Genomic DNA, 22,972 nt, shown 5'->3' with positions numbered 1-22,972 from the left:
GGCTGGCCGGGAGAGAGCTGGGTGGGCCGGTTGGAGGCCCGCAACGTCGCCTACGCGGAGTTGTTGTTTTCCTCGGGTATGCGGCTGACGGAGGGCGCCCTCCGTCGCCGCGCACCGGGCCCTCGGCCCCTCAGTCCTCGAACGTCGCCGCCAGCGCCTGGGCCAGTCCCGGCACCAGGTCCGAACCGGTGAGGACCTCCGTCGGCGAGTCCTTCTCCCGCAGCCGCAGCGCCGACTCGCGCGAGCCGTCCCGCAGCACCGCCACCGTCATCCGCACCTCCTGGCGCTCCGGGTGCCGCGCCACCCACTGCGTCAGCGCCGCCTCGTCCAGGTCCTGCGGGACCTGCGCCTCCGCGGACGGCGGCAGCATCAGCCGCTCCACCGTCAGGGCGCAGCCGGCCACGGCGTCGGGCCAGGCGATCGTGCCGAGGAACTCGTCGAGCGCCTTGTCCGTGGAAACCTCGTCCTGCTCGATCGGGGTGAGACCGGTGGCCTCCGGCTCGTCGCCCAGACCGAGCTGCTGCGCGAGGGCGGGTTCCTGGGCCCGCAGCCGAGCGGTGTCTACCAGGGCGAAAAGGCGGGCGGGCTGGTCCCAGCCGAGGCCGGAGACGTACTCGTCGATCTCGAGTACGGCCCGGGTGAGCGGGTTCGCCGCCATGGGAGTGTTGGACATGGTCACAATCCTGCCTCGTTCAGGCCCGGAATCGGGAACCGAGTAAAGCGTGAGTAAGTTGCATAGGTGAGGGCCTACGATCACATGGCCCTCCGCACGGCCCGCGAACACCCGGGGGCCTGACGGACCAACAGCGAACTTCGAGGTGCCACCTTGGCTTTCCAGATGCCGGACCGCGGCGGAGGCCCGACGGGGCCACGGATCAGAGTGGGCCGCCCGTCCCGGCGCGTCCGGACCCTGCTCATGACCCTGGGCGTGCTCGCCGTGCTCGCCATGGCGTTCACGATGTTCGCCGGGTTCTGGACGGACTGGCTCTGGTATCGGTCGGTGAGCTACTCGTCGGTCTTCACCACCACCCTGTGGACGAAGATCGGCCTGTTCTTCGTCTTCGGCCTGCTGATGGCGCTCTCCGTCGGCTTCAACATCTGGCTGGCCCACCGGCTGCGCCCGCCGCTGAGCGCGATGTCCATGGAGCAGCAGAGCCTGGACCGCTACCGCATGGGCGTCGCGCCCTACAAGAAGTGGCTGCTGCTCGGGATCACGTCCCTGGTGGGCCTGATCGCCGGCGCCTCCGCCTCCGGCCAGTGGCGCACCTGGCTGATGTGGGTCAACGGCGTGTCGTTCGGCCAGAAGGACCCGCAGTTCCAGCTGGACGTCTCGTTCTACGCCTTCGACCTGCCCTGGTACCGGTTCCTGCTGGGCTTCGGCTTCGCCGCCGTGATCCTCTCGGTGATCGCCGCCTCGCTCACCCACTACCTGTACGGCGGGCTGCGGGTCACCAGCCCGGGCGCGCGGGCGACGGCCGCCGCGACCGGTCACCTGTCGGTGCTCATCGGCGTCTTCGTCGCGCTCAAGGCGGTCGCCTACTGGCTCGACCGGTACGGGCTGGCGGTCAAGTCCAGCGACTTCAAGGCCACCGACAACTGGACCGGTCTGCGCTACGTCGACGCCAACGCCTATCTGCCGGCCAAGACGATCCTGTTCTGCATCGCGGTCATCTGCGCCCTGCTGTTCTTCGCCACCATCTGGCGGCGCACCTGGCAGCTCCCGCTGATCGGCTTCGGTCTGATGGTGCTCTCCGCGATCCTCATCGGCGGCCTGTACCCGGCGATCGTGCAGAAGTTCCAGGTCCAGCCGAACGAGCAGGCCAAGGAGGCGCCGTACGTCGAGAAGAACCTCGCGGCGACGCGTGAGGCCTACGGCATCGACGGCACCCAGGTCACCGAGTACTCGGGCACCGGCAAGGGCGCCGAGCCGAGCAAGCTGCGCAGCGACGTCGACCGCACGGCGAGCATCCGCATCATGGACCCGAACATCATCTCGCCGACCTTCCAGCAGCTCCAGCAGATGCGGAAGTACTACGCGTTCCCGACCAACCTGGACGTCGACCGCTACAGCGCGAACGGCAAGGACCAGGACACGGTCATCGGTCTGCGCGAGCTGAACTACGCGGGCATCGACAAGCAGAACTGGATCAACAACCACTTCCGCTACACCCACGGCTACGGCGTGGTCGCCGCCGAGGGCACCTCCGTCGACTCCGAGGGCCGCCCGGTCTTCACCGAGTCCGACCTGCCGTCCAAGGGCGACCTGCCCAAGTACGAGCAGCGGATCTACTACGGCGAGAAGACCAGCACGTACTCGATCGTCGGCGGTCCCCAGAAGGAGATCGACTACTCCGACGACAGCGGCGAGAAGACCTACAGCTACGAGGGCGACAGCGGGGTCAACCTCTCCAACCCGATCAACCGGGCGGCGTACGCGGTGGCGTTCAACGAGCCGCAGATCATGTACTCCGGGGCCATCGGCGAGGGTTCGAGGATCCTCTACAACCGCGTCCCCAAGGAGCGCGTCGAGGCGGTCGCGCCGTGGCTGACCATCGACGGCGACGCCTACCCGGCGGTCGTCGACGGGCGGATCCAGTGGATCGTCGACGCCTACACGACGACGAACGGCTACCCGTACGCCTCGCGCACCACCCTCGGCGACACCACGGCCGACTCGCTGACCGCGACCAACAACCAGCGCGCGGTCGTGGCGCAGCAGAACCAGGTCAACTACATCCGCAACTCGGTGAAGGCGACCGTCGACGCGTACACCGGTGAGGTCAAGCTCTACGAGTGGGACACCAAGGACCCGGTTCTCAAGACCTGGATGAAGGCGTTCCCCGGCACGGTCGAGCCGCGCAGCGCGATCAACCAGTCGCTGATGGACCATCTGCGCTACCCGCAGGACCTGTTCAAGGTCCAGCGCGAGCTGCTGACCCGCTACCACGTCAAGGACGCCAACACCTTCCTCAGCGGCAGCGAGGTGTGGCAGGTGCCGGACGACCCGACCAACAAGTCGGGCGACGCGGTGCCGCCGTACTACCTCAGCATGAGGATGCCCGACCAGAAGGAACAGGCGTTCTCGCTGACGACGACGTTCACGCCCAACGGGCGCGACAACCTCAGCGCCTTCATGGCGGTCGACGCCGAGGCGGGCAAGAGCGACTACGGCAAGATCAGAATCCTGAAACTGCCGACGAGCACGACGGTCAACGGACCCAAGCAGGTCCAGAGCCAGTTCAACTCCGAACAGGACATCGCCGAGTCCATCAGGCTGCTGAGAGGCGGCGACTCGGAGGTGGAGTACGGCAACCTGCTGACGGTGCCGCTCGACGGCGGACTGCTGTACGTCGAGCCGGTGTACGTCCGCGGCGGCGGCCTGCAGTACCCGCTGCTGCGCAAGGTGCTGGTGAGCTACGGCGGCAACACGGCCTTCGAGGACACGCTGGACGAGGCCCTCGACAAGGTGTTCGGCGCGAAGGGGTCGACCACCCAGCCGCCGGGCGAGGGCGAGGGCGAGGGAGACGGGGACACGCCGCCTCCGCCGCCGACGACCGACGACCCGACCGTGCAGCAGGCCCTGGACGACGCGCAGAAGGCGTTCGAGGCCGGCCAGGAGGCGCTGAAGAACGGCGACTGGGAGGCGTACGGCCGCGCCCAGGAGGACCTGGAGAAGGCACTGCAGCGGGCCGAGGAGGCTCAGTCCAAGGCCTCCGGAGGCGGTGGCGGCGCGGGCGGCGGGGACGCCGGTGATCCCAAGCCGAGCGGCAGTCCGAGGCCGAGCGGGAGTCCCAGCAGCAGTCCGGGCAGCTGATCGAAAAGCTCCCCCCGCGCCGTGGTACGGTTGCAGAACAACGGCGCGGGGTGGAGCAGCTCGGTAGCTCGCTGGGCTCATAACCCAGAGGTCGCAGGTTCAAATCCTGTCCCCGCTACTGAACACGAAGGCCCGGATCCTTTCGAGGATCCGGGCCTTCGTGATGTGCGCGTGCCTGTGACGAACGCATGTGCCGATGTGTGGGATCGCCGTGCCGCCGTGGGGAGTTGACCGATCTGTGTTTGACTTGTCTCTCTGTGGGCATGTCGACAAAACGCTGAAGTGACCTCACTGGCTGCGGTATACCAGGTGTACCCGGGTTGCGGGTGGTGCGACGATGGACGTTATGGGGGACAAAGTAACTCTGTTCGAGACAGGGCGATTTGTGCAACCTTCCGGCCAGGAGGAGACCCGGGACGAAACCGGCGAAGCGGCCGAGGAGGCACGTCAGCGGCTCGCCGCCGAGGCCGGCGACGTCGAGGCGATGAGCGTTCTGGGGGCCATGCTGCTGCGCCGCGGTGATCTCGACGGAGCCGAACCCCATCTGCGCGCCGCGACCGCAGCCGGCGACCGCGCCGCCGCCAACAACCTCGGAGTCCTGCTGCACCAGCGCGGGTACGCCGACGAGGCCGCCGGGTGGTGGCGGATCGCCGCCGTCGCCGGATCGGCCGCCGCCGCGCACGCCCTCGGACGGCACCACCGGGAGCGCGGCGACGAGCCGGCCGCCGAGTACTGGCTGCGACAGTCCGCCGAGCAGGGCCATGTCCTGGGCGCCTACGCCCTCGCCGACCTGCTCGAACACCGCGCCGACGCCGGGGCCGAGCACTGGATGCGGGTCGCGGCCGAGCGGGGACACCGGGAGGCGGCGTACCGGCTGGCGCGCGCCCTCGACCGCAGGGCCGCGGACGTGCACGAGAGCGGCGGCGACGGCGGCGGGACCTCCGCGGGGTCCTCCGCCGAGGAGGAGGCCGAGCAGTGGTACCGCCAGGCCGCCGCGCGCGGGCACCGGCGGGCCGCGCTGCACCTCGGCGCCATCCTGGAGAAGCGGGGCGAACTGAAGGAGGCGGGGCGCTGGTATCTGACGTCCGCCAAGGACGGCGAGCCGCGCGCCGCCTGCGCGCTGGGGTTCCTGCTGCGCGACGCCGGCGACGAGGAGAGCGCCGCCGTGTGGTGGCTGCGGGCCGCCCAGGAGGGCGACGGCAACGCGGCCAACGCGCTCGGCGCCCTGCACGCCGAGCGCGGCCAGACCCAGACCGCCGAGCGGTGGTACCGGGCGGCGTTGGACGCCGGTGACGTCAACGGCGCGTACAACCTGGGGCTGCTCTGCGCCGAGCAGGGGCGCACCACGCAGGCCGAGCAGTGGTACCGGACGGCCGCCTACGCGGGCCACCGGGAGGCGGCCAACGCATTGGCGATCCTGCTGCTCCAGGGCGGGGACGAGACCGGCGCCGAGCCGTGGTTCTCCAAGGCCGCCGAGGCCGGCAGCGTCGACGCCGCCTTCAACCTGGGCATCCTCTACGCCGGGAGGGGCGAGGACCGGGACGCGCTGCGCTGGTACGAGCGGGCGGCGGCGGCCGGTCACACCGAGGCCGCGCTCCAGGTCGGCATCGCCCGGCTGCGCGAGGGGGACGAGCTGGAGGCCGAGCGGCATCTGCGGTGCGCGGCGGGCGGGGGAAGCGCGGAGGCGGCGTACCGGCTGGCGGCCGTGCTCGACGCCCGGCGGCCTCCGGCGCCCCAGCACGAGCTGGGGGAGGCGGTGCACCAGAAGGCCGAGTGCGAGGAATGGTACGAGCGGGCTGCCGCCCAGGGGCACCGGCGGGCCCAGGTGCGGGTCGGGATGCTCGCCGCGGCGCGGGGCGACGTGGTCGAGGCGGCCCGGTGGTACCGGGCGGCGGCCGAGGCCGGGTCCCGCAACGGGGCGTTCAACCTGGGGCTCCTGCTGGCCCGGGAGGGCAGCGAGCCCGAGGCGGCGGTGTGGTGGACCCGCGCGGCCGACGCCGGCCACGGACGGGCCGCGCTGCGGCTCGCTCTCGTCTACGCGCGCCGCGGGGAGCTGGCGGAAGGACAGCGCTGGGCCGACCGGGCGGTGGCCCTGGGCCCGGCGGAGGTCGCCGAACGCGCGGCCCGGCTGAGCGACGCGCTCCGCGAGGAACTGACGGCCTGAGCCGGGTGACGGCCGGCTCAGGCCGTCACCCGGCTCAGGCCCGCTGCCGGTGCGCTCCCCGGCGGTCGCCCCGGAGCTGCTGACCGCGAGCCCTCAGCGGCTAGGTGCCTCCGGGTGCGCGCGGCCTCCGGTATTCGGCGGGGGCGGGCCTGCGGGGGCGTGGCTCCTTCGGGTGTGGAGCCCTCGGTCTTCGGCGGGCGCGCGGCCTCCGGTCGGGCCGGTGAATGGCCGGGCCGGTGAATCCGGGGGCGGAGTCCGCGGTCCGGGCGGCTGAGAGGCTCGGGCGACCGTGCGCCGCTCGCGCTCGGTTCGGGCAGACCGACGATGATCGGCGCGGACCCGGGTCGTACGGGGTGCCCCGGCGGGCCGGAAACCCGGCGGGGCACCGCGCCCGCGCACCCGCGACAACGGATTTGCCTTTGTTCGCGTCGTTGACGTAATGTTGCGTTTACCGACGCGGGGTGGAGCAGCTCGGTAGCTCGCTGGGCTCATAACCCAGAGGTCGCAGGTTCAAATCCTGTCCCCGCTACTCAAGGCCGAGGGCCGGAACCCCTAGAGGGTTCCGGCCCTCGGTGTTTCAGTCAGTGAACAGCGAAGCGGGACTGGCCGGTACCCGCAGCGAGCGGCCCCCGGCATCCAGTGGATGCCGGGGGCCGCTCGTGACGTGTCAGGCCGCCGTCGCGCAGCTCGGGCACAGGCCGCGGTACGTCACCTCGACGTCCGACACCGTGAAGCCGTAGCGCTCCGAGTCGGGGAGGTCGGCCAGCGGGTTGCCGCCGGGGTGGACGTCCCGGATGGCGCCGCACTGGGCGCAGACCAGGTGGTGGTGGGGCCGGTGGGCGTTCGGGTCGTAGCGCTTGGCGCGCCTGTCCGTGCTGACCTCGAGCACCTCGCCCAGGGAGACCAGCTCCCCGAGCGTGTTGTAGACGGTCGCCCGGGAGATCTCCGGCAGCTTGGCCACGGCTCGTGCGTGGACCTCGTCGGCCGTCAGATGGACGTGTTCGCCGTCGAGGACCTCCGCCACGACGCGCCGCTGCGCGGTCATCCGCCATCCGCGGCCGCGCAGCCGTTCCAGAAGGTCGCTCATGAAAACCAGCCTAGCAGCAGGGGAGGACTATTTCCCGAACCGATGTCACTTTGGAGTCTTGCTTGACTTAGACAAAGTCCATTGTAGGATCGAGCCTGGCTTTGGCCGAGGTTCAACACATGCAGTGATGACGCAGGAGGCGCACGTGACCCAGGGACCGCTCACGACGGAGGCCGGCGCGCCGGTCGCCGACAACCAGAACAGCGAGACCGCGGGCGTCGGCGGCCCCGTGCTCGTCCAGGACCAGCTGCTCCTGGAGAAGCTGGCTCACTTCAACCGTGAGCGCATCCCGGAGCGTGTCGTGCACGCCCGCGGCGCCGGCGCCTACGGCACCTTCACGGTCACCGCCGACGTCACCCCGTACACGCGCGCCGGGTTCCTGTCCGAGGTGGGCAAGCAGACCGAGGTCTTTCTGCGCTTCTCGACCGTGGCCGGCAACCTGGGCGCGGCGGACGCCGTCCGCGACCCGCGCGGTTTCGCGGTGAAGTTCTACACCGAGGAGGGCAACTACGACCTCGTCGGCAACAACACCCCGGTGTTCTTCATCAAGGACGCCATCAAGTTCCCCGACTTCATCCACACCCAGAAGCGCGACCCGTACACCGGCTCCCAGGAGGCGGACAACGTCTGGGACTTCTGGAGCCTGTCGCCCGAGTCCACGCACCAGGTGACCTGGCTGTTCGGCGACCGCGGCATCCCCGCCTCGTACCGCCACATGGACGGCTTCGGCTCCCACACCTTCCAGTGGAACAACGAGGCCGGCGAGGCCTTCTGGGTGAAGTACCACTTCAAGACGGACCAGGGGATCAAGAACCTGACCGCCGAGGAGGCCGAGATCCTCGCGGGCAAGGACCCCGACTCCCACCAGCGCGACCTGCGCGAGGCCATCGAGCGGGGCGAGTTCCCGACCTGGACCGTCGGCGTGCAGATCATGCCGGTGGCCGAGGCGGCGACGTACCGCTTCAACCCGTTCGACCTGACCAAGGTGTGGCCGCACGCCGACTACCCGGTGGTCTGGTTCGGCAAGCTGGAGCTCAACCGCAACCCGGAGAACATCTTCGCCGAGGTCGAGCAGTCGATCTTCAGCCCCGCCCACTTCGTGCCGGGCATCGGCCCGTCCCCGGACAAGATGCTCCAGGGCCGCCTCTTCGCGTACGGCGACGCCCACCGCTACCGCGTCGGCATCAACGCCGACCACCTGCCGGTGAACCGCCCGCACGCCACCGAGGCGCGCACCAACTCGCGTGACGGCTACCTGTACGACGGCCGCCACAAGGGCGCGAAGAACTACGAGCCGAACAGCTTCGGCGGCCCGTCCCAGACGGACCGTCCGCTGTGGCAGCCGGTCGCCGTCACCGGCCTCACCGGCAACACCGAGGCCCCCGTGCACGCCGAGGACAACGACTTCGTGCAGGCGGGCAACCTCTACCGGCTGATGACGGAGGACGAGAAGGAGCGCCTGGTGAACAACCTGGCGGGCTCCCTCTCGCAGGTCTCGCGCGAGGACATCGTCGAGCGCGCGATCAACAACTTCCGTCAGGCCGACGCCGACTTCGGCAAGCGGCTGGACGCCGCGGTCCAGGCCCTGCGCGGCTGACACCAGCACTGGATCGCCTGCCGAGGCGACGGGCCGGGCTCCCTGTCCAGGGACCCGGCCCGTTCGTGTACGCCGTCGGCGCGGCGGGCCGTCGGCTCAGGCGGGGACCTGCCGGCGCACCGAAGCCTGCCGGACGGGCGCCCAGCAGCGGATGATGTCGCGCACCGAGACGATGCCGGCCGGCTCGTCGCGGTCGAGGACGATCAGATGCCGGAAACCTCCGTGCGTCATGGCGGTCGCCGCCTCCTCCAGGGTCCAGGACGGGGCGGCGAACACCACGTCGGTGGTGGTGTGGGCGTGGGCGCGCTCCGCGTCCGGATCCTGGCCGAGGCCGACGGAGTTGAGGATGTCGCGCTCGGTCAGGATGCCGATGCCGCCGGCATCGGGGTCGTACACCACGGCCGCGCCGACGCTGCGGGCGGACATCAGTGCGGCGGCCTGACGGAGGGTGTGGGCGGGGCCGATGGTGAGGACCACGGAGCTCATGGCGTCGCGGACGAGCATGGTGGGGTGCCACCTCCTGAAGGGTGTGCCCTGAGAACGCCCCGGGACGGTCCGGAGGTTCACAAGTTCACAAGTGGGGGGACCCTCAGAGTGGCAGGCGAAGAGGGGGTCAACAAGAGGGCGCGCGAGGCGTGTTGCGGGCGCGCCCACCGTGTCGAATGCGCTGGTTGAGACGGAGCGGCAGCGATTGGGCGAGGCGGGTCAGTAGCGCTGGTTGAGGTAGCCGAGCAGCTCGTCGTGGAGCAGGCCGTTCGACGCCGCCGCGTTGCCGCTGTGCGGGCCGGGGCGGCCGTCGAGGCCCGTGAAGGTGCCGCCCGCCTCCGTGACGATGATCGCGTTCGCGGCCATGTCCCAGAGCGACAGCTCCGGCTCGGCGCACATGTCGACCGAGCCCTCGGCGACCATCATGTACGGCCAGAAGTCGCCGTACGCACGCGTGCGCCACACCTCGCGGCTCAGGTCCAGGAAGCCGTTCAGCCGGTGCTGCTCCTCCCAGCCGGACAGCGAGGAGTACGCGAAGGAGGCGTCGGACAGCTTGGCGACCCGGGAGACCTGGAGCCGGGTCGAGGAGGACAGACTGCGGCCCGTGAAGGCGCCGTGGCCCTTCGCCGCCCACCAGCGGCGGCCCAGGGCGGGGGCGGAGACGACGCCGACGACCGGCTGGTAGCCGCCCTCCGCCGCCTCCATCAGGGAGATCAGCGTGGCCCACACGGGGACGCCGCGGACGTAGTTCTTGGTGCCGTCGATCGGGTCGACGACCCAGCGGCGCGGGCCGGTGCCCTCGATGCCGTACTCCTCGCCGAGGATGGCGTCGCGGGGGCGGGCGCGCTGGAGCTGGCCGCGGATCAGCTCCTCCGCCGCCCGGTCGGCCTCGCTCACCGGCGTCATGTCCGGTTTGGTCTCCACCTTGAGGTCGAGGGCCTTGAACCGGGCGGTCGTCGCGGCGTCGGCGGCGTCCGCGAGGACGTGGGCGAGACGCAGGTCGTCGAGATAGTCGGGCATGTGGGAACGGTATCCGGCGGGGTCGGTGCGATGCCACCGCGGGTTGCCGCGAGGGCGGACGGTCGCCGCAGGGTGCCGAGGGGGGCGGTCGGTCGCCGCAGGGTGCTGAGGGGGGGGCGGTCGCCGCAAGGTGCTGAGGGGGGCGGTCGGTCGCCGCAGGGTGCTGAGGGGAGCGGTCGGTTGGCGCAGGATGCCGCGGGGCGTGCCGGGCGGCGGACCGCGGCGGCTTGCGCCAACCCTTGACAGTGCTCCGGTACACGTCAAACCTGGGCGCAGAGTCGGTCGCCCCGAGGGAGGCGATGATGTCCGCAGCGCGGGAGTCCCTGCTGGACGCCGCCCACACGGCGCTCGCGCGCCGCCCCTGGTCCGCGGTGCGGATGGTGGACGTGGCCGCGGCGGCCGGGGTGTCGCGGCAGACCCTCTACAACGAGTTCGGCAGCAAGGACGGCCTCGCCCGCGCGCTGGTCCGCCGGGCGGCCGACGGCTGTCTCGCCGGGGTCGACCGCGCCCTCACCGCGTACGACGACCCCCGTGACCGGCTGGTGGCCGCCGCCGAGTGGACGGTGTCGGCCGCCCGGGAGAATGCGCTGGTACGGGCCCTGCTCACCGGCTGCTGGAACGACCGCGTGCCCGCGCCCGTCCTCGCGGCGGTGCCCTCCTCCTCCGTCGTGCCCGCCCAGCGCCGCGCCGACGGCCCGCTGCCCTCGCCCGGCGACTTCGTGACGCTCGTGCGCGACCGCGCGGTGGCGGCCCTGACGGCGCCCGGCGGGCGGACGTCCGCTGCGGCCGAGCCGTTCACGACCGCGGAGCGGATCCGTGCCGCGGCGCACGCCAGGCCGGGGGAACCGGTCCGGTCCGCCGAGCCGGCCCGCTCCGGGGAGCCGGCCGCGTCCGCCGAGCTGGTCCGCTGCTGCGAACTGGTCGTCCGGCTCGCCCTGTCCTGCGTGGCGGCCCCTCCGCCCGGGAAGGACGGCGTCGCGGACCTCGTACGGGGCGCACTCGCCGGGCGGGAGCTCTGATCATCCGAGCGTCGGTGCACGGCCGCCCGGTCGGACCGCCCCATCAAGGCGCGCTTCCGGAGGACCGCCCCTTCGAGCCCACCTCAGTGCGCCGACCCCGACAACTGCAACCCGATGATCCCGATGATCACCAGACTGATCGACACGATCTTCAGCGTCGAGACGATGTCCCCCAGGAAGATCATCCCGTAGATCGCCGTCCCGGTCGCGCCGATGCCCGTCCACACCGCGTAGGCCGGGCCCACGTCGAGCTTCTTCAGGGCCAGCGTCAGCAGGCCGAAGCTGCCGAGGGCGAAGACGCAGAAGGCGAACGTCGGCCACAGCCGGGTGAACCCGTGGGACAGCTTCAGGCAGACGGCGAACCCGGTCTCGAGCAACCCGGCCACGATGACCAGCAGCCACGCCATGTGTCGTCCTCCCCGTACCCCACGTTCCGGTGACCGCTCGCCGCTCGTCCGGGCCGCCAGCGATTATGCCCTTACCTGCCCCGGGCGGTGACGAACAACGCGTCGACGAACACATGAAGGCCAGTCACCCACCCGAAGGTCAGTCCTCCTCCGTGCGCTCCCGCGTGGACAGCAGCCGGCGCAGCGAGTAAAGGCGCGCGGGGTCGGCGTGGCCGTCGGCCACCCACTGGTCCAGCGCGCAGTCCGGCTCGTCGTGACTGCACGCGCGCGGGCAGCCCTCCGTGCCCGGCACCAGGTCGGGGAAGGCGTTGATCACCCGCGACGGGTCGATGTGCGCGAGACCGAAGGACCGCACGCCCGGAGTGTCGACCACCCAGCCGCCCGCGCCGGCCAGCGGCAGGGCCAGCGCCGACGTGGTGGTGTGCCGGCCCCGGCCCGTCACGGCGTTGACATGTCCCGTCGTACGCCGCCGCTCCTCCGGCACGAGCGCGTTGACCAGGGTCGTCTTGCCGACGCCGGAGTGACCGACGAACGCGGTGACCCGGCCCTCCAGCTGGGCGCGCACCCGGTCCGCCGCGTCGCCGTTCTCCAGTTCCTCGCGGCTGGTCACGACGTAGGGGATGTCCAGGTCGCCGTAGAGCTCCAGCAGCTTGTCCGGCGGGGCCAGGTCCGACTTGGTCAGCACCAGCAGCGGGGTGAGACCGCCGTCGTAGGCCGCGACCAGGCAGCGGTCGATCAGGCGCGGGCGGGGCTCGGGGTCGGCGAGGGCGGTGACGACGGCCAGCTGGTCGGCGTTGGCGACGACCACGCGCTCGTAGGGATCGTCGTCGTCCGCGGTGCGGCGCAGCACCGAGGTGCGCTCGGCGATGCGGACGATCCGGGCCAGGGTGTCCTTCTTGCCGGACAGATCGCCGACCAGGGCCACCCGGTCGCCGACCACCGCGGCCTTGCGGCCCAGCTCGCGGGCCTTCATCGCCATGACGACCCGGTCGTCGACGAGGCAGGTCAGCCGGCCCCGGTCGACGGTGAGGACCATCCCCTCGGCGGCGTCCTCGTGCTTGGGGCGGATGTGCGTGCGCGGACGGTTGCCCTTGCGGTTGGGGCGGCTGCGGATGTCGTCCTCGTCGGTGTGCTTGCCGTAGCGGCGCATGGTGAACCCCTACGCCCCGAGCATCCCGGTCCACAGGTCGGGGAAATCGGGCAGGGTCTTCGCCGTCGTGGCCACGTTCTCGATCCGCACCCCCTCGACCGCCAGGCCGATGACCGCGCCGGCGGTCGCCATGCGGTGGTCCTCGTACGTGTGGAAGATCCCGCCGTGCAGCGGGCGCGGGCGGATGTGGAGGCCGTCCGCGGTCTCCGTGACATCGCCGCCGAGTTCGTTGATCTCCTTGGTGAGGGCGGCCAGCCGGTCCGTCTCGTGCAGCCGCAGATGGGCGACGCCGCGCAGCGTGGAGGGGGAGTCGGCCAGGGCGGCGACCGCCGCGATGCCCGGGGTCAGCTCGCCGACGTCGCCGAGGTCCACGTCGATACCGTGGATGCCACCCGAACCGGTGAACTCCAGCCCGTATTCCGTCAGTTCGCAGGAACCGCCCATTTCGGCGAAGATCTCCCGGAGCCGGTCGCCGGGCTGGGTGGTGCGCGCGGGCCAGTCCGGGATCACCACCCGGCCGCCGGTGACCAGGGCCGCCGCCAGGAACGGCTGGGCGTTGGACAGGTCCGGCTCGACGGTCAGGTCCCGCCCGAGCAGGGCTCCCGGCGTGACCCGCCAGACGTTGCGCTCGCCGCCCGACTCCGGGGTGTCCACCTGGGCGCCGACCGCGCGCAGCATGTCGACGGTCATCCGGATGTGCGGCAGGGACGGCAGCGTCGCCCCGATGTGCCGGACCTCGACGCCCTGGTTGAACCGCGGTCCCGACAGCAGCAGGGCGCTGACGAACTGCGACGACGACGAGGCGTCGATCTCCACCGGCCCGCCGTCCAGCGCACCCCCGCCGTGCACCGTCAGCGGCAGCGCGCCGCGCCCGTCGTCGTCGATCCGGGCCCCGAGGACGCGCAGCGCGTCGATCACGCCGTGCAGCGGACGCTCGTACGACCGGGGGTCGCCGTCGAAGCGGACGGGGCCGTCGGCGAGCGCGGCGACCGGCGGCAGGAAGCGCATGACCGTGCCGGCGTTGCCGACGTCGACCGCGGCCGGGCCGCGCAGGCCGGTGGGGAGCACGCGCCAGGCCTCGCCCGTGCCGTCCGGACCGATCCCCTCCTCGATCTCCACGCCCATCGCGCGCAGCGCCCCGGCCATCAGCAGGGTGTCGCGGGAGCGCAGCGGGCGGCGCACCCAGCCCGGCTCGGAGGCGAGGGCGGCGAGCACGAGAGCGCGGTTGGTGACCGACTTGGACCCGGGCACGTGGACCGTCGCGTCGACGGCTCCGCTCGCGTGCGGGGCAAGCCAGAGGGCGGTTTCTGCGCGGTTCGGGGCCATGGGGCCCACTTTATAAGGAGGCGGGGACTCGGGTGCGGCGCCGTTGGGGCTGGTCGCGCCCGGGGTGCCGGGGGGTGCGGGGCCGGCCGCGCCGATGCCGCCGAGGAGGGCGCGGCGCCTGTCTCCCGGCGGCCGGCCGTCACGCGAGCCGTCCCGTCCGCGCCCGTGCACGGCGAGCGTCCTGCCATCCGGGCGTCACAGCCCCAGGAGCCATCTGCCTCCCCCTATCAGCGAGCACAGCGACACCACGTGGAACAGGAGGAACCACAGCGCCGCCGGCGCGTGCGTCAGCCGGGACAGCTGGTCCGCGTCCGAGTCGCCCGCGCCTCCCCGCGACCGCTTCGCCTGGAGCTCGAAGGCCGGGCGGACGCCGCCGAGCAGCAGGAACCACACCACCGCGTACGCGAACGCCGCCTGCACCTGGGGCCCGGCGAGCCAGGACACCAGCAGGAACGTGCCGCCCGTCAGCAGCACGGTCAGGGCGCCGTAGGCGTTGCGGATCATCACCAGCATCGCCACCAGCAGCGCCGTCGCCAGCCACAGCAGCAGCGTGATCCGCCCGGCGCCCAGCAGCGCGGCGCCGCCCAGGCCGAGCAGCGGGGGAGCGGTGTAGCCGGCCGCCGCGGTGAGGATCATGCCGAGGCCGTGCGGTTTGCCCCGGCTGACGGTCAGGCCGCTGGTGTCCGAGTGCAGCCGTATCCCCGTCAGCGTGCGGCCCGTCAGCAGCGCCACCAGGCCGTGGCCGCCCTCGTGGGCGATGGTGACGGCGTTGCGCGACAGCCGCCACGCGACGTGCGGGACGACCGCCGCGAGCGCGGCGACGAGCGTGGCGATCACCACCCACAGGTCGGGATCGGGCTGGGTCCCCGAGACCTCGTCCCACAGGGAGGCGAGCGAGGCGGCGGCGATGGCTTCCATGTCGGTGGTGGCTCCCTCTGGCCGTGCGGAGTCTGGCAGTGTGGCACGTATGTGCGGACGGTATGCAGCGAGTCGCAGGCCCGAGGATCTCGCGGGAATCTTCGAGGTCGAGAAGTGGGAGCCCGAGGAGACCCTGGAGCCCGACTACAACGTGGCCCCGACCAAGGAGGTCTACGCGGTCCTGGACCGCCCCCTGAAGGACACCGGCGATCCCCGCCCGGTCCGGCAGCTGCGCCGGCTGAAGTGGGGACTGGTCCCGTCCTGGGCCAAGACCCCCGAGGGCGGCGCCCGGATGATCAACGCGCGCGCCGAGACGGTGCACGAGAAGCCCGCCTACCGCCGCGCCTTCGCCGCCCGGCGCTGCATCCTGCCCGCCGACGGCTACTACGAGTGGGTCACCGGCAAGCAGGAGCGGGACCTGGAGGTCGAGGGCCGGAGGAAGCGGCCGCGCAAGCAGCCGTACTTCGTGCTGCCCGCCGACGGCTCGGTGTTCGCGATGGCGGGGCTGTACGAGTTCTGGCGCGACCGCACACTGCCCGACGACCACCCGATGGCCTGGTGGGCGACCTGCTCGGTGATCACGACGGAGGCGGAGAACTCGCCGCTGGCGGTCGCCCCCGCGGAGGGCCCCGACACGCTCGCGGAGATCCACCCCCGGATGCCGCTGATGCTCACCCCGGACCGCTGGGACGACTGGCTCGACCCCGCCCGCACCGACCCCGACGACCTGCGCGAGCTGCTCGCGCCGCCCCCGCCCGGTCTGATGCGGGCGTACCCGGTCACCACGGCCGTCAGCAACGTCCGCAACAACGGGCCGGAGCTGCTGAAGGAGCTGGAGGGGCCGGTGGAGGGCACACTCTTCTGACATGACTGCCGAGACTCCCGAGGCTTCCGGCACCCCCGCGGCCACCGAGACCTCCGAGACGTCCATGACCCCGGCGAGCCCAGCGACCCCGGCGATGTCCGAGGCGTCCGAACTGGTCGACACGGAGGCCGGCCCCGCCCGCATCACCTGGCGTCCAGCGCCCAGCCCGCGGCTGGTGCTGGCCGTGAGCCACGGCGCCGGCGGGGGCGTCGAGGCCCGCGACCTCCAGGCCCTCGCCGCCGAGCTGCCCCGGCACGGCGTGACCGTGGCGCTGGTCGAGCAGCCCTGGCGGGTGGCCGGCAAGAAGGTCGCGCCCGCGCCGAGGACACTGGACGCCGGCTGGCGGGCGATCTGGCCGGCGGTGGCGGTGCCGGGGCTGCCGGTGATCTCCGGCGGACGCAGCGCCGGCGCCCGGGTGGCCTGCCGCACGGCGGCCGAGCTGGGCGCGGCGGCCGTCCTCGCGCTGAGCTTCCCGCTGCACCCGCCGGGCCGCCCCGAGAAGTCCCGCGCCGCCGAACTCCTCGGCGCCGGTGTGCCCACCCTCGTCGTCCAGGGCGGCAACGACCCGTTCGGCAGGCCGGAGGAGTTCCCCGAGGGCGCGCACGAGCTGGTCGAGGTGCCGTACGGCGATCATGGCTTCGCCGTGCCGAAACGCGCGCCGATCGGGCAGGAGGAGGCCGTGTCGATCATCACGGACGCGGTGGCGGCGTGGGCCGGATCACTCGGCTGAAGGGCGGGAATGCGGCGGCGCGGGACACTGTTGAGGCGAGACAGAAGCACTGGTGACCAGTGCCGACGTCGTAGGAGAGGAAGTCCGCCCCATGGGTTCGACCTTCTGCCCCGCCCGCAGCGGCCGTGCCGACCTGGACTGGACGGTGCTGCACGCGGCCAAGACGGCCCCTATTCGGGCGGCGGGCGGACCGGATCGTCGTCTATCCTCCGATTCGAGTGGGACCGCAGCCGGTTTCACGACATCGCTTGAGGAGGTGGGTCCGGTTCCCGGTACCGACGCAGGGACCGAACACGGCCAGGCGGAGCAGCCCGAGGGCCGGGGCGGCACGGGCGCGGAGTCGACCGCGGAGCGCAGCGCGCGCTTCGAACGGGACGCGCTCGAATTCCTCGACCAGATGTACTCGGCCGCGCTGCGCATGACGCGCAACCCGGCCGACGCCGAGGACCTGGTGCAGGAGACCTACGCCAAGGCGTACGCGTCCTTCCACCAGTTCCGTGAAGGCACCAACCTCAAGGCGTGGCTGTACCGCATCCTCACCAACACGTTCATCAACTCGTACCGCAAGAAGCAGCGCGAACCCCAGCGCAGCGCGGCCGAGGAGATCGAGGACTGGCAGCTCGCCCGCGCCGAGTCGCACATGTCGACGGGTCTGCGCTCCGCCGAGTCGCAGGCGCTCGACCACCTGCCCGACTCGGACGTGAAGGAAGCGCTGCAGGCGATCCCCGAGGAATTCCGCATCGCCGTGTACCTCGCCGATGTCGAGGGCTTTGCGTACAAGGAGATCGCGGACATCATGGGGACACCCATCGGAACGGTGATGTCCCGGCTGCACCGGGGCCGCCGTCAACTGCGCGGCATGCTCGAGGACTACGCCCGAGAGCGCGGGCTGGTCCCGGCCGGCGCCGGAGAGTCGAACGAAGCGAAAGGCTCGGGCTCATGAGCTGCGGAGAGCCGCACGAGACGGACTGCAGTGAGGTCCTGGACCATCTGTACGAATTCCTCGACAGCGAGATGCCCGAAGGCGACCGCGACAAGTTCCGGCACCACTTCGAGGAATGCTCGCCGTGCCTGGAGAAGTACGGCCTGGAGCAGGCCGTGAAGAAGCTGGTGAAGCGGTGCTGCGGACATGACGACGTGCCGACCGACCTGCGCGCCAAGGTGATGGGCCGGATCGACCTGATCCGTTCCGGGCAGTCGGTGCCCGAGCACGACGTGACCGCCGCGCCGGTCACCCACCAGGAGACCTGACCCGCCGCCGGCCTCGGGTCCGTTTTCACCCGAACGTGCTAATCGGCGGACTACGGTCCACTCCCTCCCCCACGCGCGCCTAGGCTCCGGAGCCTGGAAGCAGGTCGGGGGACCGGGGAGGGCGTCGGCATGGAGGCGGTTCCGGGACGGGCACGCGTCTACGTCGCCTGCGCCGTCCTCGGCGCGCTGCTGTGCCTGACCCCGCTGCCCGACCTGCGCACGCCCTGGTGGGCGACCGCGCTGCTGGCCGCCGTGTACGCCGGCGGCGAGCTGCTCGCCCGCAGGCGCTTCCCCGGCACCTTCTACCCCGTCCTGCTGGCCGCCGCGTTCCTGCTGCCCCCGCCCGCCGCCGCGCTGGTGGCGCTGCCGGGGGCGCTGACCTCGCCGGTCGAGGAGCGGCCGGTGCGGCTGCGCCGGGTGTGGCGGGCGGCCGAACTGATGCTCGCCGTCTGGGGTGCGGGGAGGGTGTTCTGGACGCTCGGCGGACGGGACGCGGTCGTCGCCGCCGACTTCCCCCGGGTCCTGCTGCCCGCGGGCGCCGCGGTCCTGGCCTTCTGCGCCGTGCTCACCCTGCTCGACGGCGGCATCCTGGCGCTGGCCGAGCGGGTGCCGGTACGGCGGGCGTGGCGGGGCCTGTTCGGGCGGTCGCTGGCGCCGCTGTGCGTGCACGGACTGGCGGGGCTCATGATGGCCGTACTGTGGCGCAGCCCCTGCGGTCCCGTCGCCGCGCTGCTCGTGCTGCTGCCGATGGGCGTGTCCTGGTGGGCGTTCGCCCAGTACCACCGCGAGCGCGCCGCCCATCACGCCACCATCCGGGCCCTGGTCCAGGCCGTCGACATCAAGGACGGCTACACCCGCGGCCACAGCGAACGCGTCGGACAGGCGTCCATGATGATCGCCCGCGAGCTGGGCCTGGACGACGACCGGGTGGAGGTCCTGCGGTTCGCCGGCATCCTGCACGACGTCGGCAAGCTCGGCGTCCCGACCCGGCTGCTGCGCAAGGACGGGCCCCTCACGCCCGAGGAGCGCCGGGTGATCGAGCTGCACCCCGAGTACGGGCACGAGATGGTGCGGGGCATCTCCTTCCTCGGCGAGGCCCGCGCCGCCGTGCTCCACCATCACGAACGGCTGGACGGCAGCGGCTACCCCTACGGGCTCGCCGGCAGCCAGATACCGGAGTCCGCGCGGGTCGTCGCCGTCGCGGACGCCTTCGACGCGATGACGTCCACCCGCTCCTACCGCCGGGCACGCCCCGTCGAGGTCGCGCTGGAGGAGCTCCGGCGGTGCGCCGGGGCGCAGTTCGACCCCCGGATGGTCGCCGCGCTGGTCCGCGCCCTGCACCGTGACGGCTGGCACCCGGCGGTGACCGCCGACGAGCCCCGCGACCGGGACCGTGTTCCGGCGCCCGCGCCGTCCTGGCGGACCGAGGCGAAACGATGACCGCACCGGCCCGCGCCGCCGACGGGCCCGTGTCGCCCCGCCGGCCGCATGGGCCTGTGTCCGTCCGTCGGCAGCACCGGTCCATGTCCGCTCGCCGACACCGTCATGGCGGGCCTGCGTCGGCTCGCCGGCCGCGCGGGCTTGTGTCCGTCTGCCGGCAGGGCGGGCGTGTGTCCGTCCGTCGGCAGCACCGGTGCATGTTCGCTCGCCGACACCGTCATGGCGGGCCTGCGTCGGCTCGCCGGCCGCGTGGGCCTGTGTCCGTCCGTCGGCAGGGCCGTCGTGGGCCTGTGTCCGTCCGTAGGCCGCGTGGGCTCGTGTCCGCCTGTCGGCACCCCCGGGCCCGTGTCCGCTCACCGGCAGCGCCGGCCTGCGTCGGCTCGTCGGCAGCGTCGGCCCGTGTCCGCTCGTCGCAACCCCCGGCCAGTGTCCGCCGCCGGCACCGCCCGCCCGCGTCGGCTCTGCGGTGCCGCAGGCCGCTCCCGGCGTGCCCGCACCGCTCGGGGCGTGAGCCGTGACCGCCTGCCGTGCAGCTCCCGCCCTCCGGGCCATCCGCGCCTGCGCCGCCCTCCTCGCCCTGACCTGCTTCCTGAGCACCCTCTGGTCCGGTCTCGAAGACCGCGGCGCCGCCCTCGCCTTCGGGGTGCTCGTGGCCGTCGGGGAACTGGCCCGGCGGGCCGACGCGGAGGGCAGGGAGCCCGCGCCGCTCGGGGCAGCCGGGGCGCTGGCGTACGCGCTGCTCGGGACGGACGGCGGGCGGGCCACCGAGCACGGCGTCGCCCAGGTCGTCACCGTCGTGCTCGTCGCAGCGCTGCTCGGCAGCGTGCCGCACATCGCCCGCGGGCGCGGACCCACGCCCGACCACCTGGCCCGGCGGGCGCTCACCGTCGGGTTCGCCGCCGTGTGCTTCCAGCCGCTGTACAACCAGGGCGTCTTCGACGACTGGAGCGGCTCCGCCTACGCGCTGCTGCTGATCGCGCTGCTCGCGCTCACCGCGCTGTGCGACGCCGTCCTCGCCGCCGCGATCGCGCACGCCCGCACCCGCTGGCCCTTCGGCCCGCTGCTGCGCGACGAGCTGCGCGGGCTGCTCGGCATCGGGTCGGCGGTCTGCGCGACGGGCGCCGTGATGGCGCTCGCGGTCGGCGTCGTCGGGCTGTGGGCGCTGCCCGTGTTCTGTCTGCCCCTGCTGCTGGCCCAGGTCGCCTTCCGCCGGTACGCCGCCGTGCGCACCACCTACCGGCAGACCATCGCCTCCCTGGCCCGGGCCACCGAGATCGCCGGGTACACCCCGTCCGGGCACGCCCACCGGGTCGCCGCGCTCAGCCGGGCCGTGGGCCGGGACCTGGGCCTGACCGAGCCCGAACTGACCGTGCTGGAGTACGCGGCCCTGATGCACGACATCGGTCAGCTCAGCCTGGTCGACCCGGTGCCCTCCGGCGCCACGGCCGCCCTGCCCGGCGCCGAGCAGCGCCGGATCGCCCTGCTCGGCGGCGCGGTCGTACGGCAGACCGGGGTGGACCCGCAGGTCGCGGTGATCGTCGAACGGCAGGCCGACCCCTGCCCGGAGCAGCCGCTCGCCGCCCGCATCGTCCGTGCCGTGAACGCCTACGAGGAGAAGGCACGCGACGCGGGCCCCGGCGGACCCCTGACGGCGCTGGAGGAACTGCGCCTGGCGACGGCGGGCGACTACGCCCCGGAGGTCGTCGAAGCGCTGGCCCGGGTGCTCGCGCGCGGTTGTCTGACCCCGCCCCCGGCTGGGTAACCCATGGGTAATGAGCGCCCCTCCAGCCGTACGTGGTTGGATGCGAAGGGAGAGGGTCTCGAGAGGCTGTCCGGGGGCACAGCCGGCCCCTCCCACGAAAACGGCAGGCGGGAATCGTGAGGATCTTCGGCAAGGGACGGCACCGGCCCTCCGCCTCCTGGCGGCAGGCCACCGACCGCGCGTTCACGCTGATCGGCGACGGCCGGTACGAGGACGCGGGCGCGCTGCTGACGCGGGCCGCCGACCTGGAGCCGTGGCTGTCGGAGTCCTGGTTCAACCTCGCCCTGCTGCACAAGTTCCGGCACGACTGGGAGCAGGCGCGCGCCGCGGGCCTCAGAGCCGTCGCGCTGCTCGACCGGGAGACCGGCGCACCCGACTGGTGGAACGTCGGCATCGCCGCCACCGCCCTCCAGGACTGGCCGCTGGCCCGCCGCGCCTGGCAGGCCTACGGGCTGCACGTGCCTGGGGGCACCTCCCGGCCGAAGGCCGGGGGAGGCGCCGCCGACTCCGGCGAGCCCGTCGGCATGGACCTCGGCAGCGCGGCCGTACGGCTGTCGCCCGAGGGCGAGGCCGAGGTGGTGTGGGGGCGGCGGCTCGACCCCGCCCGCATCGAGGTGCTGTCCATCCCGCTGCCGTCCTCAGGGCGCCGCTGGGGCGAGGTCGTGCTGCACGACGGCGTGCCGCACGGCGAGCGCACCACGGCCGCCGGGCACACCTACCCGGTCTTCGACGAGATCGAGCTGTGGGCGCCCTCGCCCGTGCCGACCTGGGTCGTGCTGCTGGAGGCCGCGACCGAGGCCGACCGGGACGCGCTGGAACAGCTCGCCGCCGACGCCGGGTTCGCCGCCGAGGACTGGTCGTCCTCCGTGCGGCTGCTGTGCCGGATGTGCTCCGAGTCGCGGATGCCGTCCGACGAGGGCGACGGCGAGCACCTCGACCCGCACGACCACAGCGAGCCCGGCCATCCGGGGCCGCTCGGGCACCGTACCGACGGGCAGTCATGGGTGCCGGAGCGCGAGTGCGGGGTGGCCGCGCCGGCGTCTTTGGTGCGGGGGCTGCTGGACGGGTGGGTAGCGGACAGTCCGGACTCGCGCGACTGGCGGGACCTGGAAGAGGTCTGCTAGCGCCTGTCGGCCGCCGTCCCGCTTGGCTGCCCATCGGCCTCTCCGCCCGTCCGCGACGGCCGGATAAGTCCTGCTCGGCCCGGGACGCCGACCGGCCCCCGTAGGCTGTCTCTCGCAGAATTTCCAGGAACGCAGGAAGGCGTACGTCGGTCATGGCGCAGCAGGACACCGATCAGCAGCACGCGGGCGTGCTCCCCGTGGACGACGAGGGCTTCGTCATCGACACGGAGGACTGCGACGAGCGCGAGCAGGCGTACCGCGAGCGCGGCACCTCCCGCCCGATCACGGTCGTGGGCAACCCCGTGCTCCACAAGGAGTGCAAGGACGTCACCACCTTCGACGACGAGCTGCGGAAGCTGGTGGACGACATGTTCGCCAGCCAGCGCACTGCCGAGGGCGTGGGCCTGGCCGCCAACCAGATCGGCGTCGACCTGAAGGTCTTCGTCTACGACTGCCCGGACGACGAGGGCGTGCGGCACGTCGGCGTGGTGTGCAACCCGAAGCTCGTCGAACTGCCCGCCGACCGGCGCCGGCTGGACGACAGCAACGAGGGCTGCCTGTCCGTGCCGACCGCCTACGCGCCGCTCGCCCGGCCGGACTACGCCGAGGTGACCGGGCAGGACGAGCGGGGCAACCCGATCAAGGTCCGCGGCACCGGATACTTCGCACGGTGTTTGCAGCACGAGACGGACCATCTCTACGGCTACCTCTACATCGACCGGCTGTCCAAGCGTGAACGCAAGGACGCGCTGCGGCAGATGGCCGAGAACGAGCCCCGCTATCCCGTCGTCCCCAACGACTGAGCACGCGCG

At 72.6% G+C, this 22,972-nt stretch carries 20 protein-coding genes and 2 tRNA genes; 14 read left to right on the top strand and 8 right to left on the bottom strand.

Annotation, left to right across the window (positions count from 1 at the left end):
• Window positions 1-130: 130 nt before the first annotated feature.
• Entirely contained in the window at window positions 131-673 is a 543-nt protein-coding gene (locus ACZ6KF_RS23705; protein WP_356626488.1) for a PPA1309 family protein, read from the bottom strand.
• 165 nt (window positions 674-838) lie between these two features.
• On the opposite strand from ACZ6KF_RS23705, the gene ACZ6KF_RS23700 reads away from it, so the two are divergent.
• The 4 genes from ACZ6KF_RS23700 (at window position 839) to ACZ6KF_RS23685 (ending at window position 6,507) form a co-directional block, all read left to right on the top strand.
• Window positions 839-3,814 (top strand): UPF0182 family membrane protein, encoded by a 2,976-nt coding sequence (locus ACZ6KF_RS23700; protein ID WP_469239930.1) that lies wholly within the window; start codon window positions 839-841, stop codon window positions 3,812-3,814.
• Window positions 3,815-3,858: 44 nt separating this feature from the next.
• Window positions 3,859-3,932, top strand: a tRNA-Met gene (locus ACZ6KF_RS23695).
• Between the two features lie 219 nt (window positions 3,933-4,151).
• Window positions 4,152-5,978 carry a tetratricopeptide repeat protein gene (locus ACZ6KF_RS23690; protein WP_469157383.1) on the top strand — a complete coding sequence of 609 codons (1,827 nt, stop codon included), beginning with the start codon at window positions 4,152-4,154 and terminating at the stop codon, window positions 5,976-5,978.
• Window positions 5,979-6,433: 455 nt separating this feature from the next.
• Window positions 6,434-6,507, top strand: a tRNA-Met gene (locus tag ACZ6KF_RS23685).
• Between the two features lie 138 nt (window positions 6,508-6,645).
• On the opposite strand, the gene ACZ6KF_RS23680 is transcribed toward ACZ6KF_RS23685, so the two are convergent.
• Window positions 6,646-7,065 (bottom strand): Fur family transcriptional regulator, encoded by a 420-nt coding sequence (locus tag ACZ6KF_RS23680; RefSeq protein WP_356626491.1) that lies wholly within the window; start codon window positions 7,063-7,065, stop codon window positions 6,646-6,648.
• A 145-nt stretch (window positions 7,066-7,210) separates the two neighbouring features.
• Here ACZ6KF_RS23680 and ACZ6KF_RS23675 point away from each other — a divergent pair, with 145 nt between their 5' ends.
• Complete coding sequence (locus tag ACZ6KF_RS23675) at window positions 7,211-8,662, top strand: catalase (RefSeq protein ID WP_356626493.1); 1,452 nt, start codon at window positions 7,211-7,213, stop codon at window positions 8,660-8,662.
• Window positions 8,663-8,758: 96 nt separating this feature from the next.
• Here ACZ6KF_RS23675 and ACZ6KF_RS23670 read toward each other — a convergent pair whose 3' ends face one another.
• A complete protein-coding gene (locus ACZ6KF_RS23670) occupies window positions 8,759-9,166 on the bottom strand; it encodes a CBS domain-containing protein (RefSeq protein WP_469239920.1) in 408 nt (135 codons plus the stop codon).
• Between the two features lie 201 nt (window positions 9,167-9,367).
• On the bottom strand, window positions 9,368-10,168 hold the full coding sequence (gene hisN / locus ACZ6KF_RS23665) for a histidinol-phosphatase (RefSeq protein WP_356626495.1): 801 nt from the start codon (window positions 10,166-10,168) through the stop codon (window positions 9,368-9,370).
• A 302-nt stretch (window positions 10,169-10,470) separates the two neighbouring features.
• On the opposite strand from hisN, the gene ACZ6KF_RS23660 reads away from it, so the two are divergent.
• A complete protein-coding gene (locus tag ACZ6KF_RS23660) occupies window positions 10,471-11,187 on the top strand; it encodes a TetR/AcrR family transcriptional regulator (protein ID WP_356626497.1) in 717 nt (238 codons plus the stop codon).
• 83 nt (window positions 11,188-11,270) lie between these two features.
• On the opposite strand, the gene ACZ6KF_RS23655 is transcribed toward ACZ6KF_RS23660, so the two are convergent.
• From ACZ6KF_RS23655 to ACZ6KF_RS23640, 4 genes are all read right to left on the bottom strand, one after another.
• Entirely contained in the window at window positions 11,271-11,594 is a 324-nt protein-coding gene (locus tag ACZ6KF_RS23655) for a DMT family transporter (protein WP_469239918.1), read from the bottom strand.
• A 139-nt stretch (window positions 11,595-11,733) separates the two neighbouring features.
• On the bottom strand, window positions 11,734-12,744 hold the full coding sequence (gene rsgA / locus ACZ6KF_RS23650) for a ribosome small subunit-dependent GTPase A (protein ID WP_469157381.1): 1,011 nt from the start codon (window positions 12,742-12,744) through the stop codon (window positions 11,734-11,736).
• Window positions 12,745-12,753: 9 nt separating this feature from the next.
• Window positions 12,754-14,070, bottom strand: coding sequence for a 3-phosphoshikimate 1-carboxyvinyltransferase (aroA, locus tag ACZ6KF_RS23645; protein WP_356626501.1), 1,317 nt, complete (start codon window positions 14,068-14,070; stop codon window positions 12,754-12,756).
• A gap of 195 nt (window positions 14,071-14,265) precedes the next feature.
• Window positions 14,266-14,988: a M50 family metallopeptidase gene (locus ACZ6KF_RS23640; protein ID WP_469157380.1), complete on the bottom strand. Its 723-nt coding sequence runs from the start codon at window positions 14,986-14,988 to the stop codon at window positions 14,266-14,268.
• 49 nt (window positions 14,989-15,037) lie between these two features.
• Here ACZ6KF_RS23640 and ACZ6KF_RS23635 point away from each other — a divergent pair, with 49 nt between their 5' ends.
• From ACZ6KF_RS23635 to def, 8 genes are all read left to right on the top strand, one after another.
• Window positions 15,038-15,853 carry an SOS response-associated peptidase gene (locus ACZ6KF_RS23635; RefSeq protein ID WP_356626504.1) on the top strand — a complete coding sequence of 272 codons (816 nt, stop codon included), beginning with the start codon at window positions 15,038-15,040 and terminating at the stop codon, window positions 15,851-15,853.
• Between the two features lie 94 nt (window positions 15,854-15,947).
• Entirely contained in the window at window positions 15,948-16,583 is a 636-nt protein-coding gene (locus ACZ6KF_RS23630) for an alpha/beta hydrolase family protein (protein WP_469157567.1), read from the top strand.
• Between the two features lie 256 nt (window positions 16,584-16,839).
• Window positions 16,840-17,526: an RNA polymerase sigma factor SigR gene (gene sigR, locus ACZ6KF_RS23625; RefSeq protein WP_190161734.1), complete on the top strand. Its 687-nt coding sequence runs from the start codon at window positions 16,840-16,842 to the stop codon at window positions 17,524-17,526.
• On the top strand, window positions 17,523-17,834 hold the full coding sequence (gene rsrA, locus ACZ6KF_RS23620) for a mycothiol system anti-sigma-R factor (RefSeq protein WP_356626506.1): 312 nt from the start codon (window positions 17,523-17,525) through the stop codon (window positions 17,832-17,834). The genes sigR and rsrA overlap by 4 nt, the downstream gene beginning before the upstream one ends.
• Window positions 17,835-17,963: 129 nt before the next feature.
• Entirely contained in the window at window positions 17,964-19,274 is a 1,311-nt protein-coding gene (locus ACZ6KF_RS23615; RefSeq protein ID WP_356626507.1) for an HD-GYP domain-containing protein, read from the top strand.
• Between the two features lie 514 nt (window positions 19,275-19,788).
• Window positions 19,789-21,036 carry an HD-GYP domain-containing protein gene (locus tag ACZ6KF_RS23610; RefSeq protein WP_356626508.1) on the top strand — a complete coding sequence of 416 codons (1,248 nt, stop codon included), beginning with the start codon at window positions 19,789-19,791 and terminating at the stop codon, window positions 21,034-21,036.
• A gap of 116 nt (window positions 21,037-21,152) precedes the next feature.
• The gene (locus tag ACZ6KF_RS23605) at window positions 21,153-22,160 is read left to right on the top strand and encodes a tetratricopeptide repeat protein (RefSeq protein WP_356626510.1); all 1,008 of its coding nucleotides are present in this window, start codon (window positions 21,153-21,155) and stop codon (window positions 22,158-22,160) included.
• A 152-nt stretch (window positions 22,161-22,312) separates the two neighbouring features.
• Window positions 22,313-22,963 carry a peptide deformylase gene (def, locus tag ACZ6KF_RS23600; protein WP_356626511.1) on the top strand — a complete coding sequence of 217 codons (651 nt, stop codon included), beginning with the start codon at window positions 22,313-22,315 and terminating at the stop codon, window positions 22,961-22,963.
• Window positions 22,964-22,972: the final 9 nt, after the last annotated feature.

This window comes from Streptomyces sp. NPDC046379 (assembly GCF_055587785.1).
Note: the sequence above shows the minus strand (reverse complement) of the source record. Positions and strands in the feature narration are given on the sequence as shown.